Raw genomic sequence first — 24,627 nt, 5'->3', positions numbered from 1 at the left:
TATATAAATTATAATTTGATTTCGATATCTACACCAGATGGTAAGTCTAAACGCATTAATGAATCTACTGTTTGCGGAGTAGGACTCACGATGTCGATTAAACGTTTGTGCGTGCGCATTTCGAATTGTTCACGAGAATCTTTGTACTTATGAACAGCACGAAGAATTGTGTAAATAGTCTTCTCAGTTGGTAATGGGATCGGACCAGAAACTGTTGCCCCAGAACGCTTAGCTGTTTCTACAATTTTCTCAGCTGATTGATCAAGAATACGGTGATCATAAGCTTTTAAACGGATACGAATTTTTTCTTTTGCCATTATTTTCCCTCCTTCGTTCGCCTATTTCTAAAATAGACCTTCTCCATGGAAATTTCCCCACACCATGCCATGGCAAAGCGGCCGGGTGTGTCAGCAACCTTCCACTTCATCGCAGTCAAAGACCAACATTGTCTATTATACAATGTTATTCGTCTAGATGCAAGCATCTTTTTGTTTGCATCTGCTTTTCTCTACTTTTGCTATTATACATGGCACTTTAAAGAATATCAAGTTTTCATCCACTCTTATTTAACTTACAGTTTTTGGGTGTCACTTTCGTTTTATATACTATAGAAGAAACTCATTCAAAAATAGAAAATGCATCTCTTTCTTCTATAGTAATAAGCAATAAAAAAACTCAAGGGAGAATCCCTTGAGTTTTTAATAATCTAATTAAAGACTACTCAGCAACGATTGTAGCAACTACACCGTAACCTACTGTACGTCCACCTTCACGAATAGAGAATTTAGTTCCCTCTTCGATAGCGATTGGAGCGATAAGTTCGATAGTCATTTCGATGTTGTCACCAGGCATTACCATTTCAGTACCTTCTGGTAATTGGATGATACCAGTTACGTCAGTTGTACGGAAGTAGAACTGAGGACGGTAGTTAGCGAAGAATGGAGTATGACGTCCACCTTCTTCTTTAGATAATACGAAAACTTCAGCTTTGAATTTAGCGTGTGCTTTTACAGAGCCAGTTTTAGCAAGAACTTGTCCACGTTGGATGTCTTCACGAGCAACTCCACGAAGTAGAGCACCGATGTTGTCTCCAGCTTGAGCTTGGTCAAGAAGCTTACGGAACATTTCTACACCAGTTACAGTTGTAGAAGCATTTTCTTCAGCAAGACCGATGATTTCTACTACGTCACCAACTTTAACGATACCGCGCTCAACACGACCAGTTGCAACTGTACCACGACCTGTGATAGAGAATACATCCTCGATAGGCATTAAGAATGGTTTGTCAGTTTCACGTTCTGGAGTTGGGATGTAAGCATCAACTTCAGTCATTAATTCGATGATTTTTTCTTCCCACTCAGCTTCTCCTTGAAGAGCTTTAAGAGCAGAACCTTTAATTACAGGAATATCGTCGCCTGGGAATCCGTATTCAGATAATAGGTCGCGAACTTCCATTTCTACTAATTCTAATAATTCTTCGTCATCTACCATGTCGCATTTGTTTAAGAATACAACGATGTAAGGAACACCTACTTGACGAGAAAGAAGGATGTGCTCACGTGTTTGAGGCATTGGGCCATCAGCAGCAGATACTACTAAGATACCACCGTCCATTTGAGCAGCACCAGTGATCATGTTTTTAACATAGTCAGCATGACCTGGGCAGTCAACGTGTGCATAGTGACGAGTTTCAGTTTCGTACTCAACGTGTGCAGTTGAGATTGTGATTCCGCGCTCTCTTTCTTCTGGAGCCGCGTCGATTTGATCGTATCCGCGTGCTTCAGCACCACCAGCTTTTGCAAGAACTGTAGTGATCGCAGCAGTTAATGTAGTTTTACCATGGTCAACGTGGCCGATTGTACCGATGTTAACATGGGGTTTAGAACGTTCGAATTTAGCTTTAGCCATTCTAAATTCCTCCTTAGTTTATATAGGTTATTTTATATTTAGACTAGAAAGTGAAACTTAAGTCTCACTTTCTAAGCTTACATAAGTAGTTATACTTGAACAATCGATAAAAATCAATTATTCACCTTTATTTTTTTTAATAATTTCTTCAGAAACAGACTTCGGTACTTCTTCATAATGATCAAATGTCATTGAGAATGTTCCGCGTCCTTGAGTGTTAGAACGTAATGCCGTTGCATAACCGAACATTTCAGAAAGTGGAACCATAGCGCGAACAACTTGTGCGTTACCGCGAGCTTCCATACCTTCTACACGTCCACGACGAGATGTTACGTCGCCCATAATGTCACCCATGTACTCTTCAGGAATTACAACTTCAACTTTCATCATTGGCTCAAGAATTACTGGGCTACATTTAGAAACCGCAGCTTTAAGCGCCATAGATGCAGCGATTTTGAACGCCATCTCAGATGAATCGACATCATGGTAAGATCCGTCAACTAACGCAGCTTTGATGTCAACTAGTGGATAACCAGCTAGTACACCATTTTTAAGTGAGTCTTCAAGACCCGCTCCAACAGCTGGGATGTATTCACGTGGAACTACACCGCCGACGATTTTGTTTTGGAATTCAAAACCTTTACCTTCTTCATTAGGTTCAAACTCAATCCAAACGTGACCGAATTGTCCACGACCACCAGATTGACGAGCGAACTTACCTTCAACTTTCGCAGCAGCGCGGAAAGTCTCACGGTATGCTACCTGAGGAGCACCAACGTTTGCTTCCACTTTGAATTCACGGCGCATACGGTCAACAATGATATCAAGGTGAAGTTCACCCATACCAGCGATGATTGTTTGGCCAGTTTCTTGGTCAGTGTGAGCACGGAATGTTGGATCTTCTTCAGAAAGCTTAGATAATGCTGTACCCATTTTATCTTGGTCAGCTTTAGATTTTGGTTCGATAGCTACAGAGATAACTGGTTCTGGGAATTCCATAGACTCAAGGATAACAAGACTCTTCTCATCACAAAGAGTATCACCAGTAGTAGTATCTTTTAAACCTACAGCAGCAGCGATATCACCAGCGTAAACTGTTGAAATCTCTTCACGGCTGTTAGCGTGCATTTGTAGGATACGACCTACACGCTCACGCTTACCTTTAGTTGAGTTTTTCACGTATGATCCAGAGTTTAACACACCAGAGTACACACGGAAGAACGTTAACTTACCAACATAAGGATCAGTCATGATTTTGAATGCTAAAGCTGCGAATGGTTCTTCATCGCTAGACTTACGTTCGATAGCTTCATCTGTATCCGGAAGAGTACCTTTAATAGCAGGTACATCTAATGGAGATGGTAGATAGTCGATAACTGCGTCTAACAGAATTTGAACACCTTTATTTTTGAATGCAGAACCACAGATTACTGGGAAGAATTCTACAGAAGTTGTAGCCTTACGGATACCAGCTTTAAGCTCTTCTACAGTGATTTCTTCACCTTCTAGGTACTTCATCATCATTTCTTCATCAAGCTCAGCTACCGCTTCAATAAGTTTCCCACGGTATTCTTCAGCTAATTCTTTGTGCTCTTCAGGAATTTCGACACGCTCGATGTCTGTTCCTAAATCGTTAGCGTACATGTAAGCACACTCTTCAACAAGGTCAATGATACCATTGAACTCATCTTCAGCACCGATTGGTAACTGAATTGGATGTGCGTTTGCTTGTAAACGATCGTGGATTGTTCCTACAGAGTATAAGAAATCTGCACCAATCTTATCCATTTTGTTAACGAATACGATACGAGGTACACCATAAGTAGTAGCCTGACGCCAAACAGTTTCTGTTTGTGGTTCTACACCAGATTGTGCATCAAGTACTGCTACTGCGCCATCAAGTACGCGTAAAGAACGTTCTACTTCTACTGTGAAATCTACGTGTCCTGGAGTGTCAATGATGTTTACACGGTGACCTTTCCATTGAGCTGTAGTTGCAGCAGAAGTAATTGTGATACCACGCTCTTGCTCTTGCTCCATCCAGTCCATCTGAGATGCACCTTCATGAGTTTCACCGATTTTATGAATACGTCCTGTATAATACAGAATACGCTCAGTTGCTGTTGTTTTACCAGCATCGATGTGAGCCATGATACCAATATTACGAGTGTTTTCTAAAGAGAACTCTCTAGTCATTTGGTGTCTTGCTCCTTCCATATATGGATTGGATTATTTTATTTTAAGTAGCAAAAAAGCCACTTTATATTGTTACATATGCCAGTGTCCAGTACCCTCATTATGTAAAACGAGCGCCCAACGAAAGGGAGAGGCATTCTCCCTCTCCACACTTCCATAAGCGACAAATAAAGCGGTTTATGCTTACATTTATTTTACGTTGAATCCTACCAACGGTAATGAGCAAATGCTTTGTTAGCTTCTGCCATTTTATGAGTGTCTTCACGTTTCTTAACAGATGCACCAGCGTTGTTAGCTGCATCTAAGATTTCGTAAGCTAGACGCTCTTCCATAGTTTTTTCACCACGAAGACGAGCATAGTTTACTAACCAGCGAAGACCTAAAGTTGTACGGCGTTCTGGACGAACCTCAACTGGAACTTGGTAGTTAGCACCACCAACACGACGAGCGCGTACTTCAAGAACAGGCATGATGTTCTTAAGAGCTTGCTCGAATACTTCCATTGGTTCTTTATCTGAACGTTCACGAACGATATCGAAAGCGTTATAAAGAATTGTTTGAGATTTACCTTTTTTACCGTCAACCATCATTTTGTTGATTAGGCGTGTTACAAGCTTAGAATTGTACATTGGATCTGGTAACACGTCACGTTTCGCAACAGGTCCTTTACGAGGCATATTGAGTTCCTCCTTTCATTATAAGTTTATTATTTTTTAGCAGGTTTTGGTCGCTTAGTACCATATTTAGAACGTCCTTGCATACGTTTGTCAACACCAGCTGTATCAAGCGCACCACGAACGATGTGGTAACGTACCCCTGGTAAATCCTTTACTCGACCACCGCGAATTAATACTACGCTATGCTCTTGTAGGTTATGACCGATACCTGGGATGTAAGCTGTAACTTCAATACCATTTGTTAAACGTACACGAGCGTATTTACGTAACGCTGAGTTCGGTTTCTTCGGAGTCATTGTACCAACACGAGTACACACACCACGTTTTTGAGGTGCAGAGATATCAGTTGATTTTTTCTTTAAAGAATTAAAACCTTTGTTTAACGCAGGTGATTTAGACTTCCATACTTTATCAGTACGACCATTTCTCACTAATTGGTTAATAGTAGGCATTTGATTATCCTCCCTTCGCATGTTTGTATGACCACATATCCAGGTGGTTCATTATTAGTTGAAAACAAAGTTTTTGCAAGGAAGAGCAAATGCTCTCTCCTCACAAAAACAGTTTTAACTTATTATTCCTATTGCTGAAGCTCCCACTTGAATCCCCGAAACTTTTCCAAGCTTACGAACTGATTCAACTTTAGTTATGGGTATGTTATGTTGCAAGGCAGTACGAATGATAACATGGGTTAACCGCACATCAGCATCTTCCGCAATAACAACTTCTTTAACTATACCATTTTTGATTGCTTCCAATGTTCGTTTATGACCAACGACTACATTTTCAGCATTTGACACTTTTTGATAAGACATATAAATATCCTCCAAAGCATCATTCAGGAGCAACCTTGATTATAGTAACATTTTGTCTCATACAATGTCAACTAGGATTAGCTGTTTTTATACAAAATTTACGACGGAAAATTTTACTGTTCCACATAAACTTCATCGTTTTCTACATTCATGTTATCTTGTGTTGTTTTTACAAGATCCACTTTGCGATAACGATTCATACCTGTTCCAGCAGGAACAAGCTTACCGATAATAACATTTTCTTTCAATCCTAGAAGCTCATCGCGTTTACCCTTAATTGCTGCATCTGTTAGAACACGAGTTGTTTCTTGGAACGATGCTGCAGATAAGAACGAATCAGTTTCAAGTGAAGCTTTAGTAATACCAAGTAGCACCGGTCTAGCTGTTGCTGGTTGTTTACCTTTCAGTAACACCTTCGCATTCGCATCAGTAAACTGATGGATGTCTAGTAATGTTCCTGGTAATACATCTGTTTCACCCGCATCACTTACACGCACTTTACGTAGCATTTGACGTACCATTACTTCTACGTGTTTGTCACCAATTTCTACCCCTTGCATACGGTATACTTTTTGAACTTCACGTAATAAGTATTCTTGAACTGCTGTAATGTCCGTTACTTTTAGTAATTCCTTCGGATCAATAGAACCTTCTGTTAACTCTTTACCGTGGCTAATTGGCTGTCCTAGAGTTACTTTCAGACGAGCACCGTAAGGAATAGCATACGTACGAGCTTCAACTTCACCCTGTACAACTACTTCTTGGCGATCTTTAACATCGTTGATCGCTGCGATAACACCGTCAATTTCACTGATAACTGCCTGACCCTTCGGATTACGAGCTTCGAAGATCTCTTGGATACGAGGTAAACCTTGTGTGATATCATCTCCGGCAACCCCACCTGTATGGAATGTACGCATCGTTAACTGTGTACCTGGCTCACCGATAGATTGAGCCGCGATAATACCTACCGCTTCTCCTACTTCTACGTCTGTACCAGTTGCTAAGTTACGACCGTAACACTTCTTACATACACCATGGCGAGTATTACACGTAAACGCTGAACGAATGTTTACAGTTTCAACACCCGACTTTTCAACGATATGAGCAATATCTTCAGTAATTAATTGATTTTCAACAACTAATACTTCACCTGTTTCAGGATGTTTTACAGTTTTTCTTGCAAAACGTCCAACAAGACGATCATATAGTGACTCAATAACTTCATTACCCTCTTTAATCGCACCAATTAGTAAACCGCGATCTGTTCCACAATCATCTTGACGAACAATTACATCTTGTGCAACGTCTACAAGACGACGTGTTAAGTAACCAGAATCGGCAGTTTTAAGTGCTGTATCGGCAAGACCTTTACGCGCACCATGCGTAGAGATGAAGTACTCAAGTACTGTTAAACCTTCACGGAAACTCGATTTGATCGGAAGCTCAATGATACGACCAGATGGATTGGCCATCAGACCACGCATACCAGCAAGCTGAGTAAAGTTCGATGCGTTACCACGGGCACCGGAATCACTCATCATGAAGATTGGGTTGCGTTTATTCAAGGATTTCATCAGCTTTCCTTGGATAACATCTTTTGCATTACTCCAAATAGAGATAACGCGATCGTAACGTTCTTCTTCCGTGATTAAACCGCGACGGAATTGTTTAATTACATTATCTACTTTTGCTTGTGCTTCATGGAGAATTTCATCTTTTTCACCTAATACAAGAATATCTGATACCCCAACTGTAATACCAGCTTTTGTAGAGTATCTAAATCCTAAGTTTTTCATACGGTCAAGCATGCGAGACGTTTCTGTAATTTGGAAACGTTTGAATACTTCCGCAATAATGTTACCAAGGATTTTCTTGCTAAATGGCGCCACTTCTTCGCGACTAGCAATAATTTCTTTAATGTTCGCACCTTTTTCAACGAAATATTCCGCTGGTGTTTCTTTTTCAAGGTTTGAGTTTGTTGGTTCATTAATATAAGGGAACGATTCTGGTAAGATTTCGTTAAATATTAATTTACCAACTGTTGTTAATAGAAGCTTACTCTTTTGCTCTTCAGTAAACGTTACATTATTTACCGAACTCGCAGCAACTGCAACACGTGTGTGCAGATGTACATATCCATTTTGGTATGCAAGTATTGCTTCGTTTGCATCTTTGAAGACCATACCTTCACCGATTGCACCCTCGCGCTCAAGTGTTAAGTAATAGTTACCTAATACCATATCCTGAGATGGAGTAACAACTGGTTTTCCGTCTTTTGGATTCAAGATGTTTTGTGCCGCTAACATAAGAATACGAGCTTCTGCTTGTGCCTCTGATGATAACGGAACGTGAACCGCCATTTGGTCACCGTCAAAGTCCGCGTTGTATGCAGTACATACAAGTGGGTGAAGACGGATTGCACGACCTTCTACTAGTGTAGGTTCAAACGCCTGGATACCAAGACGGTGAAGTGTTGGTGCGCGGTTTAGAAGTACTGGATGCTCTTTAATCACAGATTCTAAAACGTCCCAAACTTCAGGGTGTACACGCTCGATTTTACGTTTAGCACTCTTAATGTTGTGTGCTAATCCTTTTCCAACTAACTCTTTCATAACGAAAGGTTTAAACAATTCAAGTGCCATTTCTTTCGGCAATCCACATTGGTACATCTTTAAGTTCGGTCCTACAACGATTACAGAACGGCCAGAGTAGTCAACACGTTTACCTAATAAGTTTTGACGGAAACGTCCTTGTTTACCTTTAAGCATGTGAGATAGTGATTTTAATGGACGGTTACCTGGTCCAGTAACTGGACGGCCACGGCGACCATTATCGATTAATGCGTCTACAGCTTCTTGTAACATACGTTTTTCGTTTTGAACGATGATGCTTGGTGCACCTAAGTCCAATAGACGTTTTAAACGGTTGTTACGGTTAATTACACGACGATATAAGTCGTTTAAGTCAGAAGTAGCAAAACGTCCACCATCTAACTGTACCATCGGGCGTAGTTCTGGTGGGATAACCGGAAGAACCTCTAAGATCATCCAAGATGGGTGATTTCCAGAGTTACGGAATGCTTCTAATACTTCTAGACGTTTAATAGCACGAGTACGGCGTTGTCCTTGTGCTGTTTTTAATTCTTCTTTTAAGAAGTCTACTTCTTTATCTAAATCGATGTCTTGCAGTAATTTTTTAATCGCTTCTGCACCCATAGCAGCATGGAATGTACTGCCATATCGATCACGATATGCACGGTATTCTTTTTCAGAAAGTAATTGCTTCTTATCAAGTGGTGTATCTCCACTTTCTGTTACAACATAAGAAGCGAAATAAATTACTTCTTCAAGCGCGCGAGGGGACATGTCTAAGACAAGTCCCATGCGGCTCGGGATACCTTTGAAATACCAAATATGAGATACAGGAGCAGCTAATTCGATATGACCCATACGTTCACGACGAACTTTTGCACGCGTTACTTCAACGCCACATCGATCACAAACTACACCTTTATAACGTACACGTTTATATTTTCCGCAATGACATTCCCAGTCCTTTTGTGGTCCGAAAATACGCTCACAGAACAAGCCATCTTTTTCAGGCTTTAACGTACGATAGTTAATTGTTTCTGGTTTCTTAACTTCACCGTATGACCAAGAACGAATCTTGTCAGGTGAAGCAAGTCCAATCTTCATATATTCAAAGTTATTTACATCTATCAAGGGGCCTACCTCCCTTTTAGTCTACAGGTTATCCCAATTATTCCTTAGTTGTCTCAACTTCAACATTCAATTTATCTGCTGATTGATGATCATCGTCATCTTCCGTATCACGCATTTCAATTTCTGTATCGTTGATAGACATCATTTTAACGTCCATACCTAAACTTTGCAGTTCTTTAATCAATACTTTGAATGATTCAGGAACGCCTGGTTCTGGAACATTTTCACCTTTAACAATTGCTTCATACGTCTTAACACGTCCAATAACATCATCAGACTTCACTGTTAAGATTTCTTGAAGAGTATAAGCAGCACCATAAGCTTCAAGTGCCCAAACCTCCATCTCACCGAAACGCTGTCCACCGAACTGAGCTTTACCTCCAAGAGGTTGCTGCGTTACAAGTGAGTATGGTCCAGTAGAACGAGCATGAAGCTTATCGTCAACCATGTGCGCAAGTTTGATCATATACATGACACCAACAGATACACGGTTATCGAACGGCTCACCAGTACGTCCGTCATACAGGATTGTTTTCGCGTCATTTGCCATACCAGCTTCTTCAATTGTGCCCCATACATCTTCCTCACGAGCACCATCGAATACCGGTGTTGCAATGTGAATACCAAGGTATCTTGCTGCCATACCAAGATGAAGCTCTAATACCTGACCGATATTCATACGAGATGGTACCCCTAATGGGTTTAACATGATATCGATTGGCGTACCATCTGGTAAGTAAGGCATATCTTCTTCCGGTAAAATACGGGAAATAACACCTTTATTACCATGACGACCGGCCATTTTGTCACCTTCAGAAATTTTACGCTTTTGAACGATATATGCACGTACAAGTTGATTCACGCCTGGTGGCAATTCATCGCCATCTTCACGGTTAAACACTTTTACGTCTAAGATAATACCGCCACCACCGTGTGGTACACGTAGTGATGTATCACGTACTTCACGTGCTTTTTCACCGAAGATTGCATGTAATAGACGTTCTTCTGCCGTCAATTCTGTTACACCTTTTGGCGTTACTTTACCAACAAGTAGATCTCCATCTTTCACTTCAGCACCGACGCGAATAATACCGCGCTCGTCAAGATTACGAAGTGCATCTTCTCCAACATTCGGGATATCACGTGTAATTTCTTCTGGTCCAAGCTTCGTATCACGAGCTTCTGATTCATATTCTTCAATATGGATAGAAGTGTACACATCATCTTTTACAAGGCGCTCACTCATGATGATCGCATCCTCATAGTTATAACCGTCCCATGTCATAAAGCCAACAAGCACGTTACGTCCAAGCGCTAGTTCACCTAGTTCCATAGAAGGACCATCCGCAAGGATTTCACCTTTTACAACTTGGTCTCCAACACTTACGATTGGACGTTGGTTGTAGCAAGTTCCTTGGTTAGAACGAATGAATTTTTGCATTTTGTAGCGATCTAAGTCGCCTTTTACTGTTTGACCGTCAACGTCTACATAGCGACGTACCCAAACTTCACGTGCTTCTACGCGCTCAACAACACCAGGCTGTTTACAGATTACTGCAGCACCTGAGTCTTTTGCTGATACGTACTCCATACCTGTACCTACAATCGGAGATTCCGGATTTATTAACGGAACCGCCTGACGTTGCATGTTCGCTCCCATAAGTGCGCGGTTAGAGTCATCGTTTTCTAAGAACGGAATACAAGCTGTCGCTGCCGACACTACTTGTTTTGGAGATACATCCATGTAGTCGATGCGTTCTTTATTTGTGACAATGTTTTCACCACGGAAACGAGCTACGATATCTTCATCAAGGAATTCCCCTGCTTCAGATAATTTCATATTCGCTTGGGCTACAACATAGTTATCTTCTTCATCTGCTGTTAAATAATCAACCTGCCCTGTTACAAGACCAGTTTCTGGGTCAACACGACGGTATGGCGTTTCAATGAAACCAAACTCATTTACTTTCGCAAACGAAGATAATGAGTTAATCAAACCGATGTTTGGTCCCTCTGGCGTTTCGATTGGACACATACGACCATAGTGAGAGTAGTGAACGTCACGTACTTCAAAGCCTGCACGCTCACGCGTTAAACCACCGGGTCCTAATGCAGATAGTCTTCGTTTGTGAGTTAACTCTGCTAATGGGTTTGTTTGATCCATGAACTGAGATAACTGAGAACTTCCGAAGAACTCTTTAATAGATGCAATAACCGGGCGAATGTTAATTAACGCTTGTGGTGTAATTGCATTTGTATCTTGAATCGACATTCTCTCACGAACAACACGTTCCATACGAGAAAGACCGATACGGAATTGGTTTTGTAGTAACTCTCCTACAGAACGCAGACGACGATTTCCTAAGTGGTCAATATCATCTGTATCCCCTACTTTATATAGCAAGTTAAAGAAGTAGCTAATAGAAGCAAGAATATCACCTGGTGTGATGTGTTTTATATCACGAGTAATATTTGCATTCCCAATTACGTTTATAGATCGTTCGCCTTCTGATTCTGGAGCATAGATCTTAATAGATTGCAGCTCAACATCGCCTGCTACCACTCCACCCATCGGTTTCGCTGTTTTGAATCCAATGTTTTTCTCTAAGTAAGGTAGAATACGATCCAGTGTACGACGATCTAAGACTGTTCCTTCTGTCGCTAAAATTTCACCAGTTTCTGGATCCACCAGTGTTTCAGCTAAACGTTGGTTAAACAATCTGTTTTTAATGTGTAGCTTTTTGTTGATCTTATAGCGACCTACATTTGCTAAATCGTAGCGCTTCGGATCAAAGAAACGAGACACAAGTAAGCTCTTTGCATTTTCTACTGTTGGTGGTTCACCAGGGCGTAGACGCTCATAAATTTCAAGCAATGCTTTCTCTGTGCTATCTGTGTTGTCTTTTTCTAACGTATTGCTTAAGTATTCGTTATCACCTAAAAGCTCGGTGATTTCTTGATCAGAGCCAAACCCTAATGCGCGTAACAAAACAGTTACAGGAAGTTTACGCGTACGGTCAATACGCACATATACAACATCCTTAGCATCTGTTTCATACTCTAACCAAGCTCCGCGGTTTGGAATTACAGTAGCAGTAAAACCACGTTTTCCGTTTTTATCCACTTTGCCACTATAGTATACGCTTGGAGAGCGAACTAACTGGGAAACGATAACACGTTCTGCACCGTTAATTACGAATGTTCCAGTCTCTGTCATGAGTGGGAAATCTCCCATGAACACATCTTGTTCTTTTACTTCACCAGTTTCCTTGTTGATTAGACGCACTTTTACACGAAGTGGTGCTGCATACGTCACATCACGCTCTTTGCATTCTTCTACAGAGTATTTAGGTTCACCTAAGCTGTAGTCGATAAATTCAAGCGATAGATTTCCCGTAAAGTCTTCGATCGGAGAAATGTCCTGGAACATTTCTCGCAAACCCTCATCAAGAAACCACTGATAAGAAGAGGTTTGAATTTCGATAAGATTTGGTAACTCTAATACTTCACTAATACGGGCATAACTTCTTCGTTGGCGGTGGCGTCCGTATTGAACTAGTTGACCTGTCAACTGCTTCACCCCTCAAATCATGAGTATTATAAACACACAAAAAAATTTGTGCAAAATCACAAATAAATACAACTACTGCTATTAGCGTAGTTTTTCTCTTAAAGATAGATACGTTGAGTCTTTCTACCTGCTCAAAAAAGAAAAATGGCTTCTATAAGAAAACCATCATTCTGTTTCATAATCTGCTGATTTTACTATCTTTTCCAAGAGAAACAAAAATATACATCTTTCTCAACGCAGAAAATCATATATTGGCATTGTATAATGTTAACATAGCCAAAAATAACCGTCAACGCTTTTTTGATTTTATGATATAATATCCTTTTTTCTTTTCTACAACTTCAACTTCAGAAAATACTTCTTCTAGTTTTTTCAGCGCAGATGGCGCACCTTGTTTCTTTTGAATAACAATCCACAATTCTCCACCTGAAACTAAATACTCCACAGCCTTTTCTAAAATCTCATGCACGGTATCTTTACCAGCACGAATTGGAGGATTAGATAGAATAGCAGCATACTTGCCATCTACATTTTCATAGACACTACTTTGCAAAATACGTATATTTTCAATTCTGTTATTAGCGGCATTTTCTTTTGCAAGTCCCAAGGCCCTTTCATTCACATCCACCATGTGAATTTCACGATTTTGAAACTCTTTCGCTAACGACAAACCGATTGGACCGTACCCACATCCTACGTCTAACACATTACCTTTAACATCTGGCATTTGAAACGCTTCAATTAAAAGACGAGAACCAAAGTCCACTTCGTTTTTCGAGAACACCCCATGGTCAGATAAAAAAGTAAATCGAGATTCACGAAGTGTAACTTCCCATCGTTTACGATCACTTTTACTAGAAGGGTCGTTAGAAAAATAATGGTCTGCCATATGGCCACCTCTTTTCTTTACAGTTAAAAAAAAAGCTCGCATGAGAGCGAGCTTTTTTTAAAGCACCAAAAGTTAATTACTTAACTTCTACAGCAGCGCCAACTTCTTCAAGTTTAGCTTTCATTTCTTCAGCTTCCTCTTTAGTAACGCCTTCTTTGATTGCTTTTGGAGTGTTGTCAACTAATTCTTTAGCTTCTTTTAAGCCAAGACCAGTGATTTCACGTACAGCTTTGATAACTTTGATTTTTTGAGCGCCAGCACTTGCAAGTACTACGTCAAATTCAGTTTGCTCAGCAGCAGCTTCACCAGCGCCACCAGCTACAGCTACAGGAGCAGCAGCAGTTACGCCGAATTCTTCCTCGATAGCTTTTACTAAGTCGTTAAGTTCTAATACAGTCATAGATTTAACTGCTTCAATGATTTGTTCTTTAGTCATTGTAAATATCCTCCCTTAAATAGGTTTGTATTGTTTTATAGATAACAAGTAATTATCTTTTAAAAAATTAAGCGCCTTGCTCTTCCTTTTGATCTGCAACTGCTTTAGTAGCAAGTGCAAGGTTACGGATTGGAGCTTGAAGAACGCTAAGAAGCATAGAAAGTAAGCCTTCACGTGATGGAAGAGTAGCGATAGCTTTAACCTCATCAAGTGTTACAAGTTTACCTTCGATTACGCCCGCTTTAATTTCTAAAGCTTCATGATTTTTAGCGAAGTCGTTTAATACTTTCGCAGGAGCAACTACATCCTCGTTACTGAACGCGATTGCGTTTGGTCCTGTTAAGAATTCGTTTAACTCAGCCATTTCAGCAGACTCTGCAGCACGACGAGTTAAAGAGTTTTTGTAAACTTTGAACTCAACGCCAGCTTCACGTAAGTTTTTACGTAATTCTGTTGCTTCAGAAACTGTTAAACCACGGTAGTCAACAACAATTGTAGATTTACTCGCGCGAAGTTTTTCAGCGATTTCAGTTACAACTTGTTGTTTAGTTTCGATTACTTTGCTCATGTTATTACACCTCCTGTAGATTATATAGAAGATGTACCGAAAGTGCACTAAAAACCTCCATGCCCAACTTGTAGACATGGAGGCATATAGTCACAGAAAAAAGATTCCGCTTCGTATATTAACACCTAGGTAGGGAATTAAGTCGAATCGACTCCTACTGTCTACGGTACACTATTAAAATTCACAACATAAATGATTATATTAAAACTTCTTTATGAAGTCAACTTCCAATTTTTACGCAAGTGTAGAAACGTCTACGCGTACGCCAGGTCCCATTGTAGAAGCAACAGTTGCGTTCTTCATGTAAGTACCTTTTGCAGCAGCTGGCTTAGCTTTTTGTAGCGTGTCAGCAATTGTTTTGAAGTTTTCTACTAATTTAGCATCTTCGAAAGATACTTTACCGATTGGAACGTGGATGTTACCAGCTTTATCAACGCGGTATTCAACTTTACCAGCTTTGATTTCGTTAACAGCTTTAGTTACATCGAAAGTAACTGTTCCAGTTTTAGGGTTTGGCATTAAACCTTTAGGTCCTAATACACGACCAAGTTTACCAACTTCACCCATCATGTCAGGAGTTGCTACTACTACATCGAAATCGAACCAACCTTTTTGGATTTTACCGATGTAATCAGCATCGCCTACGAATTCAGCGCCAGCAGCTTCAGCTTCTTTTGCTTTTTCGCCTTTAGCGAATACTAATACACGTTGTACTTTACCAGTACCGTGTGGAAGAACAACTGCACCACGAATTTGTTGGTCAGCTTTCTTAGGGTCAACACCTAAACGGAATGCAGCTTCTACAGTTGCATCAAATTTAGCTGTGTTTGTTTTCTTTACTAATTCTACTGCTTCTGTTGCAGAGTAAGCAGATGCACGATCAACAAGCTTCGCAGCTTCAACGTACTTTTTACCTCTTTTAGCCATGTTTGTTTCCTCCTTGAATGTGGTTTTAGCGGAATAACCTCCCACGTTTACGCCTTCATTCCGGGAACCCCCGAGGATGTGCGCCCATCCATTTATTTAAAAATGATAATCATTTACGATAATAAAGGTTGCGAATTGGAATTCCAGACCCGCAACCTTTTTTACAAAAAACAAATCGAATTAGTCTTCGATAACGATGCCCATACTGCGCGCAGTACCTTCAACCATACGCATTGCAGCTTCTACGCTAGCAGCGTTTAGGTCAGGCATTTTAGTTTCAGCGATTTCGCGTACTTTATCACGCTTAACAGTTGCCACTTTATTACGGTTTGGTTCACCAGAACCAGACTCAATACCAGCTACTTTCTTAAGAAGAACAGCAGCAGGAGGAGTTTTAGTAATGAAAGTGAATGAACGGTCCTCAAATACCGTAATTTCAACAGGGATGATAAGACCAGCTTGATCAGCTGTACGAGCGTTAAACTCTTTACAGAAGCCCATGATGTTAACACCTGCTTGTCCTAATGCTGGACCAACCGGCGGAGCTGGATTAGCTTTACCTGCAGGAATCTGAAGTTTTACCATTTTAATTACCTTTTTAGCCACGAGACACACCTCCTTAAGTCCGTGATGTGGTCAATTGGGCAGTGATTTGCCCTCCCACTTCATATTTTATCATAATGATAAAATCTTTTTCAAAAAACGTCTCCGTTACCGAAGACGTACTGACTTAAAAGATATTATCACTTTTTACAATTCATTTCAAGTTTCATTTTATAATTTTTCAATTTGATGGAAATCAAGTTCAACCGGAGTCTCGCGACCGAACATGTCTACAAGCACGCTAACTTTTTTCTTTTCCACATCAATTTCTTCAATCGCACCTGTATAATCCGCGAATGGCCCCTCATTTACACGCACTGTTTCATGAAGTTCAAATTCGAAATCAACCACTTCATTGTCCATTCCCATATGCTTCATGATGGTAACAACTTCCTCTTCTAATAGAGGCGATGGTTTAGATCCTGAACCAGAAGAACCGACAAAACCTGTTACACCTGGCGTATTACGAACAACATACCAAGAATCGTCAGTCATGATTAGTTCTACTAATACGTAACCTGGGAACACTTTTCTTTTCGTTATTTTTTCTTTACCATTTTTCATTTCTACTTCTACTTCTTCCGGGACAACAACACGGAAAATTTTATCTTGCATACCCATTGATTCTACACGTTTCTCTAGGTTTGCTTTTACTTTATTTTCATATCCAGAATAAGTATGGACAACATACCAACTTTTTTCCATTCATTTAGGACGAGCGTCCTTCCCTCCCTGACGTACATTTTTTTGCGCAAATGAAAAAACCCGTTCACCGGGCTTTTACACAGTTCTTATAAATAACATTATATCATGGATAAGTGCTTCTTATTCAAGAATTAACCAAGAATTAACCGAATTAAAGAAGAAATGCCCATATCAACCACTGCGAAGAAAATCGCAAAGAACACAACTGTCGCAATAACAGTCGTTGTTGAGCGGAGTAATTCATCTTTTTTAGGCCAACTTACTTTTTTCATTTCGCGACCTACATCGCCGAAAAAGTTCGTTAAACGCATCTACGGGACCTCCAGTGTATTATTTCAATTATTTATTTTGTTTCTTTGTGAACTGTATGCTTATTGCATGTTTTACAAAATTTCTTTATCTCAAGTCGCTCTACTGAGCTCGTATCTTTCATCGTAGAGTAGTTTCGATTTTTACACTCTTCACATGAGAGTACAACTTTTTTCCTCATTAGTTACACCAACCTTGTAACATTGTCCCTAAAAATGTATCATACAACAAAAGACAATGTCAATGACATGCCTTTTGTACTCTTTACAAAAAGAAAACAGGTGACATATTTCACACCTGCAACACTTACTATGAATTTAAGGTTGTACTCTCTCTCATTTCCATATATCTTTCCAGTTTCCTCTTTACCCGCTGTAAAGCATTATCAATAGATTTCACATGCCTGTTTAACTGTTCTGAAATTTCTTGATAGGAACGACCATCTAAGTATAAAGATAGCACTTTTCTTTCTAAATCGCTTAATAATTCAGATATTTTCGATTCTATGTCTGTATATTCTTCCTGACTGATAATCATCTCTTCTGGATCAGTTACTTTCGATTCCGAAATAACATCTAATAATGTTCGATCAGATTCCTCATCATAAATTGGCTTGTCTAAAGACACATACGAATTTAACGGAATATGTTTTTGCCTTGTTGCTGTTTTAATAGCGGTAATAATTTGTCGAGTGATACACAGTTCAGCAAATGCTTTGAACGAAGACAGCTTGTCCCCTTTATAATCACGAATGGCTTTAAACAATCCAATCATGCCTTCTTGAACAATATCTTCTCGATCGGCACCCACTAAGAAATAAGATCTTGATTTCGCGCGAACAAAGTTCTTATATTTGTGAATTAAATATTCTAGAGCGTCAGTATTACCTTTTCGAACTAACTCAACGATTGCCTCATCCTCTAAATCACGAAATGTAACGTCGCCTACACTTACGAAGCCTGCTTCCACCTTGATCCCTCCGACCGCTATATATTTAGCAATATTATACAGTAAAAAGATAAAGAGCGTCAATGCTTCAACGCTCTCCTCTTCTTAATTTTTCTAATTTTTCTGTAATATCTTCACTAAATATCTTTCGCATGGCGGGTTGCTTTTCTTTCGTGTCTTTTGTACGCCTTCTTACTTGTTGTTCCATCGCTTGTACTTCTAACTCTAATTCACGCGCAGATTTTCGAAGTGCACCTTGCGCAAATATAATCCATTGCTCCGTATAATCCGAAGTTGCAACGTATATTTGTGTATTTATATTTCTAAGCTCAATCGCAAGTTGTTCTATCTTTTCATCTGCAGTTTGTTTCTTTCTCGTGAATATTACTTCCACCCGCGATTGTTTCATCTTTTTTTCAATACCATAGACTGTATAGGCATCAAAGACAATCATTACCTTTGTGCCTGTATAGCCTTGATAATCCGCCATCTTATCAATAAGTGCGTCTCTTGATGATTGTAAATCTACATCCCGCAGTTTCTTCAAGTCTCCCCAAGCTCCGATAATATTGTAACCGTCAACGATTAAAATATCGTCCATTTTTTATTTACCAATTTCGTGACGTTTACGATATACCTCATACATTAACAAACTTGCAGCTACTGAAGCATTTAAGGATGTAACTTTACCGACCATCGGTAAAGTTATTAGGAAATCACACTTTTCACCAATAATACGACTCATACCTTTTCCTTCACTACCAATTACTAGTCCGATTGGCATATTACCATCTAAATTACGGTAATCTGTTTTCCCTTTGGCATCTGTACCAGCAATCCAAAGTCCACGTTCTTTTAATTCATCAATTGTACGCGATAAATTCGTTACACGTGCAACAGGAATATATTCAATTGCCCCAGTCGACGCTTTCGCAACTGACGCTGTAAGTCCCACCGCTCTTCTTTTCGGAATAATAACCCCATGAGCCCCTGTTGCATCCGCAGTACGCATAATAGAACCTAAGTTATGCGGGTCTTCAATTTCATCTAAAATTAAGAAGAACGGATCTTCATTACGTTTTTCTGCTAATTTAAACAAATCCTCTAACTCAGCATATTGATATGCAGCTACTTGAGCAATTACACCTTGATGATTTCCCTCAACCAATTGATCTAACTTCTTCTTTGGTGCGTGTTGCAAAATAACCTTATTCTCTTTTGCTAATGCTAGTACAATCTGCACTTGTCCTTTGGCAGCACCTTCCGCTACCAAAATTTTATTAATATCTCGCCCCGCTCTTAAAGCTTCAATTACAGGGTTACGTCCGATAATATATTCACTACTCATGATGATGTGCTCCCTTCCTTTTCTTCCAAAACGTCAATCGCCTTATATACAATCTCGTCCAATCTTTCACGATTATTCAACAAGTGATGATAACCGATTAGCGCTTCAAAGGCTGTACTGTATCGATATGTTTGTACATCTGTATTTTTCGGAACAGTACCCGAATTTGCATTACGCCCTCTTCTTAATACCGCCTCTTCCTCTTCTGTCAAAAATGCCGTCTCTAATAAATGATAAACAACTTTCGCCTGTGCTTTTGCCGAAACAAAGCCCGTCCCTAAGCGATGTAATTGATTAGGGCGAACTTTCCCTTTTTGAAGGAGGTGATAGCGGATATATTGTTCATATACCGCATCACCCATATATGCTAACGCTAAGCTGTTCAATTGCTTTGCATCAATCATTCTTATCCTCTTTTCCATCTTGTACCTTGAGCGGTATCTTCTAAAATAATATTACGTCCTTTTAAATCATCGCGAATTTGATCAGATAATGCGAAGTCACGATTTTGACGAGCTTCAATACGCTTTTGGATTAGTGCTTCAATTTCTTCATCAAGCAACTCTTCTTGCGCTAATTCCAATCCTAAAATACTAAATAATGTTTCAAGTTGTTTTACATACGCTTCAATTACAACTTTAGAAGTATGTTCTTCTAACAAATATTGATTTGCGTGATTTGCTACGTTATATAATTCAGTAATCGCATTAGCCGTATTGAAATCATCATCCATCGCTTCTTCGAATGCAACCTGGAATTTTTCCATTTCAGCTAACCATTTTTCATTATGATCCGTTAAATCCGTACTACTTTCCATACGATGCTTTAAGTTACCGTAAGCTGTTTTAATTCTTTCTAGTCCATTATTCGTACTTTGCAATAAATCTTCGCTAAAGTTAATTGGGTGACGGTAATGTACCGATAGCATAAAGAACCTGATTAACTGCGGATCATATTGTTTGATGATATCATGAACTAAAATGAAGTTTCCAAGCGACTTAGACATCTTCTCGTTATTAATATTAATATATCCATTATGCATCCAATAACGTGCAAATGTTTTTCCTGTCAACGCCTCAGACTGCGCAATTTCATTTTCATGATGAGGAAATGCTAAATCTTGACCACCAGCATGAATATCAATTGTATCCCCTAAATATTTACGCGCCATTGCTGAGCATTCAATATGCCACCCTGGGCGTCCTTTCCCCCAAGGGCTTTCCCAGAAGATTTCTCCTTCTTTCGCAGCTTTCCATAAAGCAAAGTCAAGAGGATCTTGTTTCTTTTCTCCTACTTCAATACGTGCACCGTGACGTAAGTCTGCAATTGGTTGATGTGATAATTTACCGTAACCTTCGAATTCTTTCGTTTTAAAGTACACATCACCTTCTGATTCATATGCATACCCTTTATTCACAAGTTCTTGAATAAATTCAATAATGATATCCATATTTTCCGTTACACGTGGATGAACCGTTGCGTGCTTGCAACCTAGTGCCGTTACATCTTCAAAGTAAGCTTCAACAAAACGATCTGCAATTGTTGGCACATCTTCACCTAATTCATTTGCCGCCTTAATTAATTTATCATCCACGTCAGTAAAGTTAGATACATACTGCACATCATATCCTTTATATTCTAAGTAACGGCGTACTGTATCAAATACCATAGGTGGTCTTGCATTCCCAATGTGAATGTAGTTATACACTGTAGGTCCGCACACATACATCTTCACCTTATTTTCTTCTAATGGCATAAACTCTTCTTTTTGACGCGTTAACGTATTATAAATGTGAATAGTCATTTTTATCCTTCCTTTCTACCTTTACTTCGAGTTGCTTTCTCAATTTATCAAGTTCTGCTTCCATAACCTTTAATTTATCAAAAATCGGATCCGGAAGATCAGAATGATTTAATTCTTGACCAATCTTTACTCCATTTTGAATAACGACTCGGCCAGGTATACCTACAACTGTAGAATGTGCAGGAACTTCCTTCAACACGACAGATCCTGCTCCAATTTTAGAATTCTCTCCAACAGTAATAGAACCTAGTACTTTAGCACCTGTTGCAATTAATACATTATCCTGAATTGTAGGGTGCCTCTTTCCTTTTTCTTTACCTGTACCACCTAATGTGACACCTTGATAAATTGTTACGTTTTCGCCAATTTCACACGTTTCGCCAATTACAACCCCCATTCCATGATCAATGAAAAAACGACGACCAATAGTTGCTCCTGGATGAATCTCAATGCCAGTAAAAAAACGACTAACTTGCGAAATCCAACGTGCCATAAAGAAAAAATTCCTTTTATAAAAAGCATGTGCAATTCGATGGGCCCAAACTGCATGTAATCCAGAGTAAGTTAAAATGACTTCGAAATAACTTCGTGCCGCTGGATCCTGTTCAAAAACGACTTCAATATCTTCCCGAAGCCTCTTAAACATCGATGTTCCCTCCCCTTTATGGGCTGCTTTTTTCGAGTGAACTAACTCCCCTAACTCCCCCTAAATCTTTATACAAGGGGATAAAACTTATACTCACGCCCATTTACATGGTATAAAAAAAAGACGCCTCTGTCATATAGACAGAGACGCCTTTTAAGCGCGGTTCCACTCTGTTTAGGCTAAAGAAGCCTCAAACTCATCCATGATAACGGTTTACACCGCTTCTGTTTACTTTGCGCCCTAAGACGTTCCGCGAAATACTTCGCTGTTCAACAGAAGACTCGAAGGGGCATTTCAAAAATCCGCTTATAAACCACTTCCAGCCTAAGGGTGGTTCTCTCTGTAAAAAGCCTGATTTTCTACTTCTCCTTCTCGTCGCTTTTCCTTATTAGATTTTAGGTATACTTATTATATTGCTAAACCTAGAAAATGTTAACCAATTACTTTTTGAATACGATTTAAAACTTTTTCTTTTCCAAGAAGAGCAATAGCGTTAGGAAGCTCTGGACCATGTGTTTGTCCAGTAGTAGCAACACGGATTGGCATAAATAGGTTTTTACCTTTATGTCCTGTTTCCTTTTGAACTGCTTTAATAGCCGCCTTAACTGCTGCTGGCTCCATTGCTTCTAAAGCTTCTAATTGATCGGCAAATGTACGAAGTACTTCAGGTACTTGTTCACCCTTCAATACTTCTTGTCCCTCTTCTTCATGATCAACATGATCTTTAAAGAACATTTCAGAAAGCTCTACAATTTCAGCTCCAAAGCTCATTTGGTCATGATATAAAGCAATTACATCACGAACCCATGCTTGTTCTTGTTCACTTAAGTTTTCACCTACGCGACCCGCTTTCACTAAATGCGGTAAGCTTAGTTCAACAACCGTATCTAAATCTTGTTTTTTCATATATTGGTTGTTCATCCATTTTAGTTTTTGAGAATCAAATAATGCAGGTGATTTTGATAAACGAGCTGCATCAAACATTTTGATAAACTCATCTTGAGAGAAGATTTCTTCTTCACCTACTGGTGACCAACCTAGTAATGCAATAAAGTTAAAGATTGCTTCTGGAAGATATCCAAGCTCTTTATATTGCTCAATAAATTGAATAATAGATTCGTCACGCTTGCTTAGCTTTTTACGGCTTTCGTTTACAATTAAAGTCATATGACCGAACTTCGGAATATCCCAACCGAAAGCTTCATAAATCATCATTTGTTTTGGCGTGTTTGAAATATGATCATCACCACGAAGTACGTGTGTAATCTCCATTAAGTGATCATCTACCGCTACCGCAAAGTTATAAGTTGGAATTCCATCTTTTTTCACAATAACGAAATCACCAAAATCATTTGAATGGAATGCAACTTCATCTTTTACGATATCTTTAAACGTGTAGTCGCTATCAGCCGGCACACGGAAGCGAATACTTGGAATACGGCCTTCAGCCTCAAATCCTTTAATTTGCTCCTCAGTTAAATCACGGTGGTTTCCTGCATAACGCGGTGTTTCACCACGAGCGATTTGACCTTCACGCTCTGCCTCTAGCTCTTCTTCTGTCATATAACATTTGTAAGCTAAATCACGCTCTAATAAATCTTCATATAATTTTTTATAAATATCTAAACGCTCTGTTTGACGATATGGTCCAAATTCACCACCAACATCAACACCCTCATCCCAGTCCATACCGAGCCATTTCAAGTATTTTAATTGGCTTTCTTCTCCACCAGCAACATTACGTTTCACATCAGTATCTTCAATACGAATAATAAACTTACCATCTTGATGACGAGCAAATAAATAATTAAATAATGCCGTACGCGCATTTCCGATATGTAAGTGTCCTGTTGGACTTGGCGCATAGCGCACTCTCACTTGCTTTTCCATAATTGGTACACCTTCCAATCTTAATGTCAACACATTCTATAATTGTACACCAAAAAAACGTGATTATCCATCTTACGAATTAAAAACCACTATTTTTTCTGTAATAAAACAACCGCTTGAGAAGCAATCCCTTCTTCTCTACCTGTAAATCCTAATTTTTCTGTTGTTGTTGCCTTTACATTAATATTATCAATAGACGTTTCTAATAGTTCACTAATGCGTTTACGCATGCTTTCAATATGCGGTGCCATTTTTGGCTTTTGGGCAATAATTGTACAATCTAGGTTCCCTAGTTCATAACCTTGTTCACGCACAAACTCCCAAACCTTTTGTAACAACACGGCTGAATCCGCATCTTTAAAGGCAGGATCTGTATCAGGAAAATGTTTTCCAATATCTCCTGCTGCAATTGCTCCTAGACATGCGTCAGCAATCGTATGTAACAATACATCTGCATCCGAGTGACCGATTAATCCTTTTTCATGAGGAATTGTAATTCCGCCGATAATTAACGGTCTACCTTCCGCAAATTCATGCACATCAAAACCTTGTCCAATTCGAAACATTCTTTACATCCTCCTCAATCTAAACTACTTTATGAATTCTATATTATATTGCTATCTCTATAAAGAAAAGCCCGGCAACGGCCGAGCTTTTCTTTA

General features: G+C 39.4%; 24 protein-coding genes and 2 other annotated features. All 24 genes read right to left on the bottom strand.

Annotation, left to right across the window (positions count from 1 at the left end; all coding sequences use genetic code 11):
* Positions 1–8 precede the first annotated feature (8 nt).
* Entirely contained in the window at positions 9–317 is a 309-nt protein-coding gene (gene rpsJ, locus EXW56_RS00665; protein ID WP_001040595.1) for a 30S ribosomal protein S10, read from the bottom strand.
* 400 nt (positions 318–717) lie between these two features.
* Positions 718–1,908: an elongation factor Tu gene (gene tuf, locus EXW56_RS00660; protein ID WP_002113319.1), complete on the bottom strand. Its 1,191-nt coding sequence runs from the start codon at positions 1,906–1,908 to the stop codon at positions 718–720.
* A gap of 117 nt (positions 1,909–2,025) precedes the next feature.
* Complete coding sequence (fusA, locus tag EXW56_RS00655) at positions 2,026–4,104, bottom strand: elongation factor G (protein ID WP_002113318.1); 2,079 nt, start codon at positions 4,102–4,104, stop codon at positions 2,026–2,028.
* Between the two features lie 206 nt (positions 4,105–4,310).
* Positions 4,311–4,781: a 30S ribosomal protein S7 gene (rpsG, locus tag EXW56_RS00650; protein WP_001137492.1), complete on the bottom strand. Its 471-nt coding sequence runs from the start codon at positions 4,779–4,781 to the stop codon at positions 4,311–4,313.
* A gap of 29 nt (positions 4,782–4,810) precedes the next feature.
* Positions 4,811–5,233 carry a 30S ribosomal protein S12 gene (gene rpsL / locus EXW56_RS00645; protein ID WP_001142341.1) on the bottom strand — a complete coding sequence of 141 codons (423 nt, stop codon included), beginning with the start codon at positions 5,231–5,233 and terminating at the stop codon, positions 4,811–4,813.
* Positions 5,234–5,347: 114 nt separating this feature from the next.
* On the bottom strand, positions 5,348–5,596 hold the full coding sequence (locus EXW56_RS00640) for a 50S ribosomal protein L7ae-like protein (RefSeq protein WP_000121833.1): 249 nt from the start codon (positions 5,594–5,596) through the stop codon (positions 5,348–5,350).
* 113 nt (positions 5,597–5,709) lie between these two features.
* Positions 5,710–9,321 carry a DNA-directed RNA polymerase subunit beta' gene (rpoC, locus tag EXW56_RS00635; RefSeq protein ID WP_002113317.1) on the bottom strand — a complete coding sequence of 1,204 codons (3,612 nt, stop codon included), beginning with the start codon at positions 9,319–9,321 and terminating at the stop codon, positions 5,710–5,712.
* A 37-nt stretch (positions 9,322–9,358) separates the two neighbouring features.
* Positions 9,359–12,892: a DNA-directed RNA polymerase subunit beta gene (gene rpoB, locus EXW56_RS00630; RefSeq protein WP_002202054.1), complete on the bottom strand. Its 3,534-nt coding sequence runs from the start codon at positions 12,890–12,892 to the stop codon at positions 9,359–9,361.
* 289 nt (positions 12,893–13,181) lie between these two features.
* A complete protein-coding gene (locus tag EXW56_RS00625) occupies positions 13,182–13,781 on the bottom strand; it encodes a class I SAM-dependent methyltransferase (protein WP_002113314.1) in 600 nt (199 codons plus the stop codon).
* A 76-nt stretch (positions 13,782–13,857) separates the two neighbouring features.
* On the bottom strand, positions 13,858–14,217 hold the full coding sequence (gene rplL, locus EXW56_RS00620; RefSeq protein ID WP_002009788.1) for a 50S ribosomal protein L7/L12: 360 nt from the start codon (positions 14,215–14,217) through the stop codon (positions 13,858–13,860).
* A gap of 67 nt (positions 14,218–14,284) precedes the next feature.
* Positions 14,285–14,785, bottom strand: coding sequence for a 50S ribosomal protein L10 (gene rplJ, locus EXW56_RS00615; protein ID WP_002009790.1), 501 nt, complete (start codon positions 14,783–14,785; stop codon positions 14,285–14,287).
* 39 nt (positions 14,786–14,824) lie between these two features.
* Positions 14,825–14,970, bottom strand: a sequence feature (ribosomal protein L10 leader region).
* Positions 14,971–15,019: 49 nt separating this feature from the next.
* Positions 15,020–15,712, bottom strand: a complete 693-nt coding sequence (gene rplA / locus EXW56_RS00610; RefSeq protein WP_002009792.1) for a 50S ribosomal protein L1 — start codon at positions 15,710–15,712, stop codon at positions 15,020–15,022.
* Positions 15,713–15,892: 180 nt separating this feature from the next.
* Positions 15,893–16,318, bottom strand: a complete 426-nt coding sequence (gene rplK / locus EXW56_RS00605) for a 50S ribosomal protein L11 (protein ID WP_001085872.1) — start codon at positions 16,316–16,318, stop codon at positions 15,893–15,895.
* Between the two features lie 168 nt (positions 16,319–16,486).
* Complete coding sequence (nusG, locus tag EXW56_RS00600; RefSeq protein WP_002009795.1) at positions 16,487–17,020, bottom strand: transcription termination/antitermination protein NusG; 534 nt, start codon at positions 17,018–17,020, stop codon at positions 16,487–16,489.
* 131 nt (positions 17,021–17,151) lie between these two features.
* Positions 17,152–17,331 (bottom strand): preprotein translocase subunit SecE, encoded by a 180-nt coding sequence (gene secE / locus EXW56_RS00595; RefSeq protein ID WP_002009797.1) that lies wholly within the window; start codon positions 17,329–17,331, stop codon positions 17,152–17,154.
* A 32-nt stretch (positions 17,332–17,363) separates the two neighbouring features.
* Complete coding sequence (gene rpmG / locus EXW56_RS00590) at positions 17,364–17,510, bottom strand: 50S ribosomal protein L33 (RefSeq protein ID WP_012260172.1); 147 nt, start codon at positions 17,508–17,510, stop codon at positions 17,364–17,366.
* 128 nt (positions 17,511–17,638) lie between these two features.
* Positions 17,639–18,298 carry an RNA polymerase factor sigma-70 gene (locus EXW56_RS00585; RefSeq protein ID WP_002009799.1) on the bottom strand — a complete coding sequence of 220 codons (660 nt, stop codon included), beginning with the start codon at positions 18,296–18,298 and terminating at the stop codon, positions 17,639–17,641.
* A 67-nt stretch (positions 18,299–18,365) separates the two neighbouring features.
* Positions 18,366–18,878, bottom strand: a complete 513-nt coding sequence (locus EXW56_RS00580; protein WP_002113304.1) for an NYN domain-containing protein — start codon at positions 18,876–18,878, stop codon at positions 18,366–18,368.
* A 3-nt stretch (positions 18,879–18,881) separates the two neighbouring features.
* The gene (gene rlmB, locus EXW56_RS00575) at positions 18,882–19,625 is read right to left on the bottom strand and encodes a 23S rRNA (guanosine(2251)-2'-O)-methyltransferase RlmB (protein ID WP_002091503.1); all 744 of its coding nucleotides are present in this window, start codon (positions 19,623–19,625) and stop codon (positions 18,882–18,884) included.
* Positions 19,622–20,029 (bottom strand): Mini-ribonuclease 3, encoded by a 408-nt coding sequence (locus EXW56_RS00570; protein ID WP_002113302.1) that lies wholly within the window; start codon positions 20,027–20,029, stop codon positions 19,622–19,624. Before EXW56_RS00570 ends, rlmB begins: the two co-directional genes overlap by 4 nt.
* Positions 20,030–20,031: 2 nt before the next feature.
* On the bottom strand, positions 20,032–21,429 hold the full coding sequence (cysS, locus tag EXW56_RS00565) for a cysteine--tRNA ligase (protein ID WP_002091500.1): 1,398 nt from the start codon (positions 21,427–21,429) through the stop codon (positions 20,032–20,034).
* Positions 21,410–22,075, bottom strand: a complete 666-nt coding sequence (cysE, locus tag EXW56_RS00560; protein ID WP_002113299.1) for a serine O-acetyltransferase — start codon at positions 22,073–22,075, stop codon at positions 21,410–21,412. The genes cysS and cysE overlap by 20 nt, the downstream gene beginning before the upstream one ends.
* 139 nt (positions 22,076–22,214) lie before the next feature.
* Positions 22,215–22,460, bottom strand: a binding site (T-box leader).
* Positions 22,461–22,507: 47 nt separating this feature from the next.
* Positions 22,508–23,965: a glutamate--tRNA ligase gene (gene gltX / locus EXW56_RS00555; RefSeq protein ID WP_002113298.1), complete on the bottom strand. Its 1,458-nt coding sequence runs from the start codon at positions 23,963–23,965 to the stop codon at positions 22,508–22,510.
* Positions 23,966–24,054: 89 nt separating this feature from the next.
* Complete coding sequence (gene ispF, locus EXW56_RS00550; RefSeq protein WP_000488386.1) at positions 24,055–24,531, bottom strand: 2-C-methyl-D-erythritol 2,4-cyclodiphosphate synthase; 477 nt, start codon at positions 24,529–24,531, stop codon at positions 24,055–24,057.
* Positions 24,532–24,627 lie beyond the last annotated feature (96 nt).

It is taken from the genome of Bacillus mycoides (assembly GCF_018742245.1).
Classification (GTDB): Bacteria; Bacillota; Bacilli; order Bacillales; family Bacillaceae_G; genus Bacillus_A; species Bacillus_A cereus_U.
This window is presented reverse-complemented; position numbering and strand designations above follow the sequence as displayed.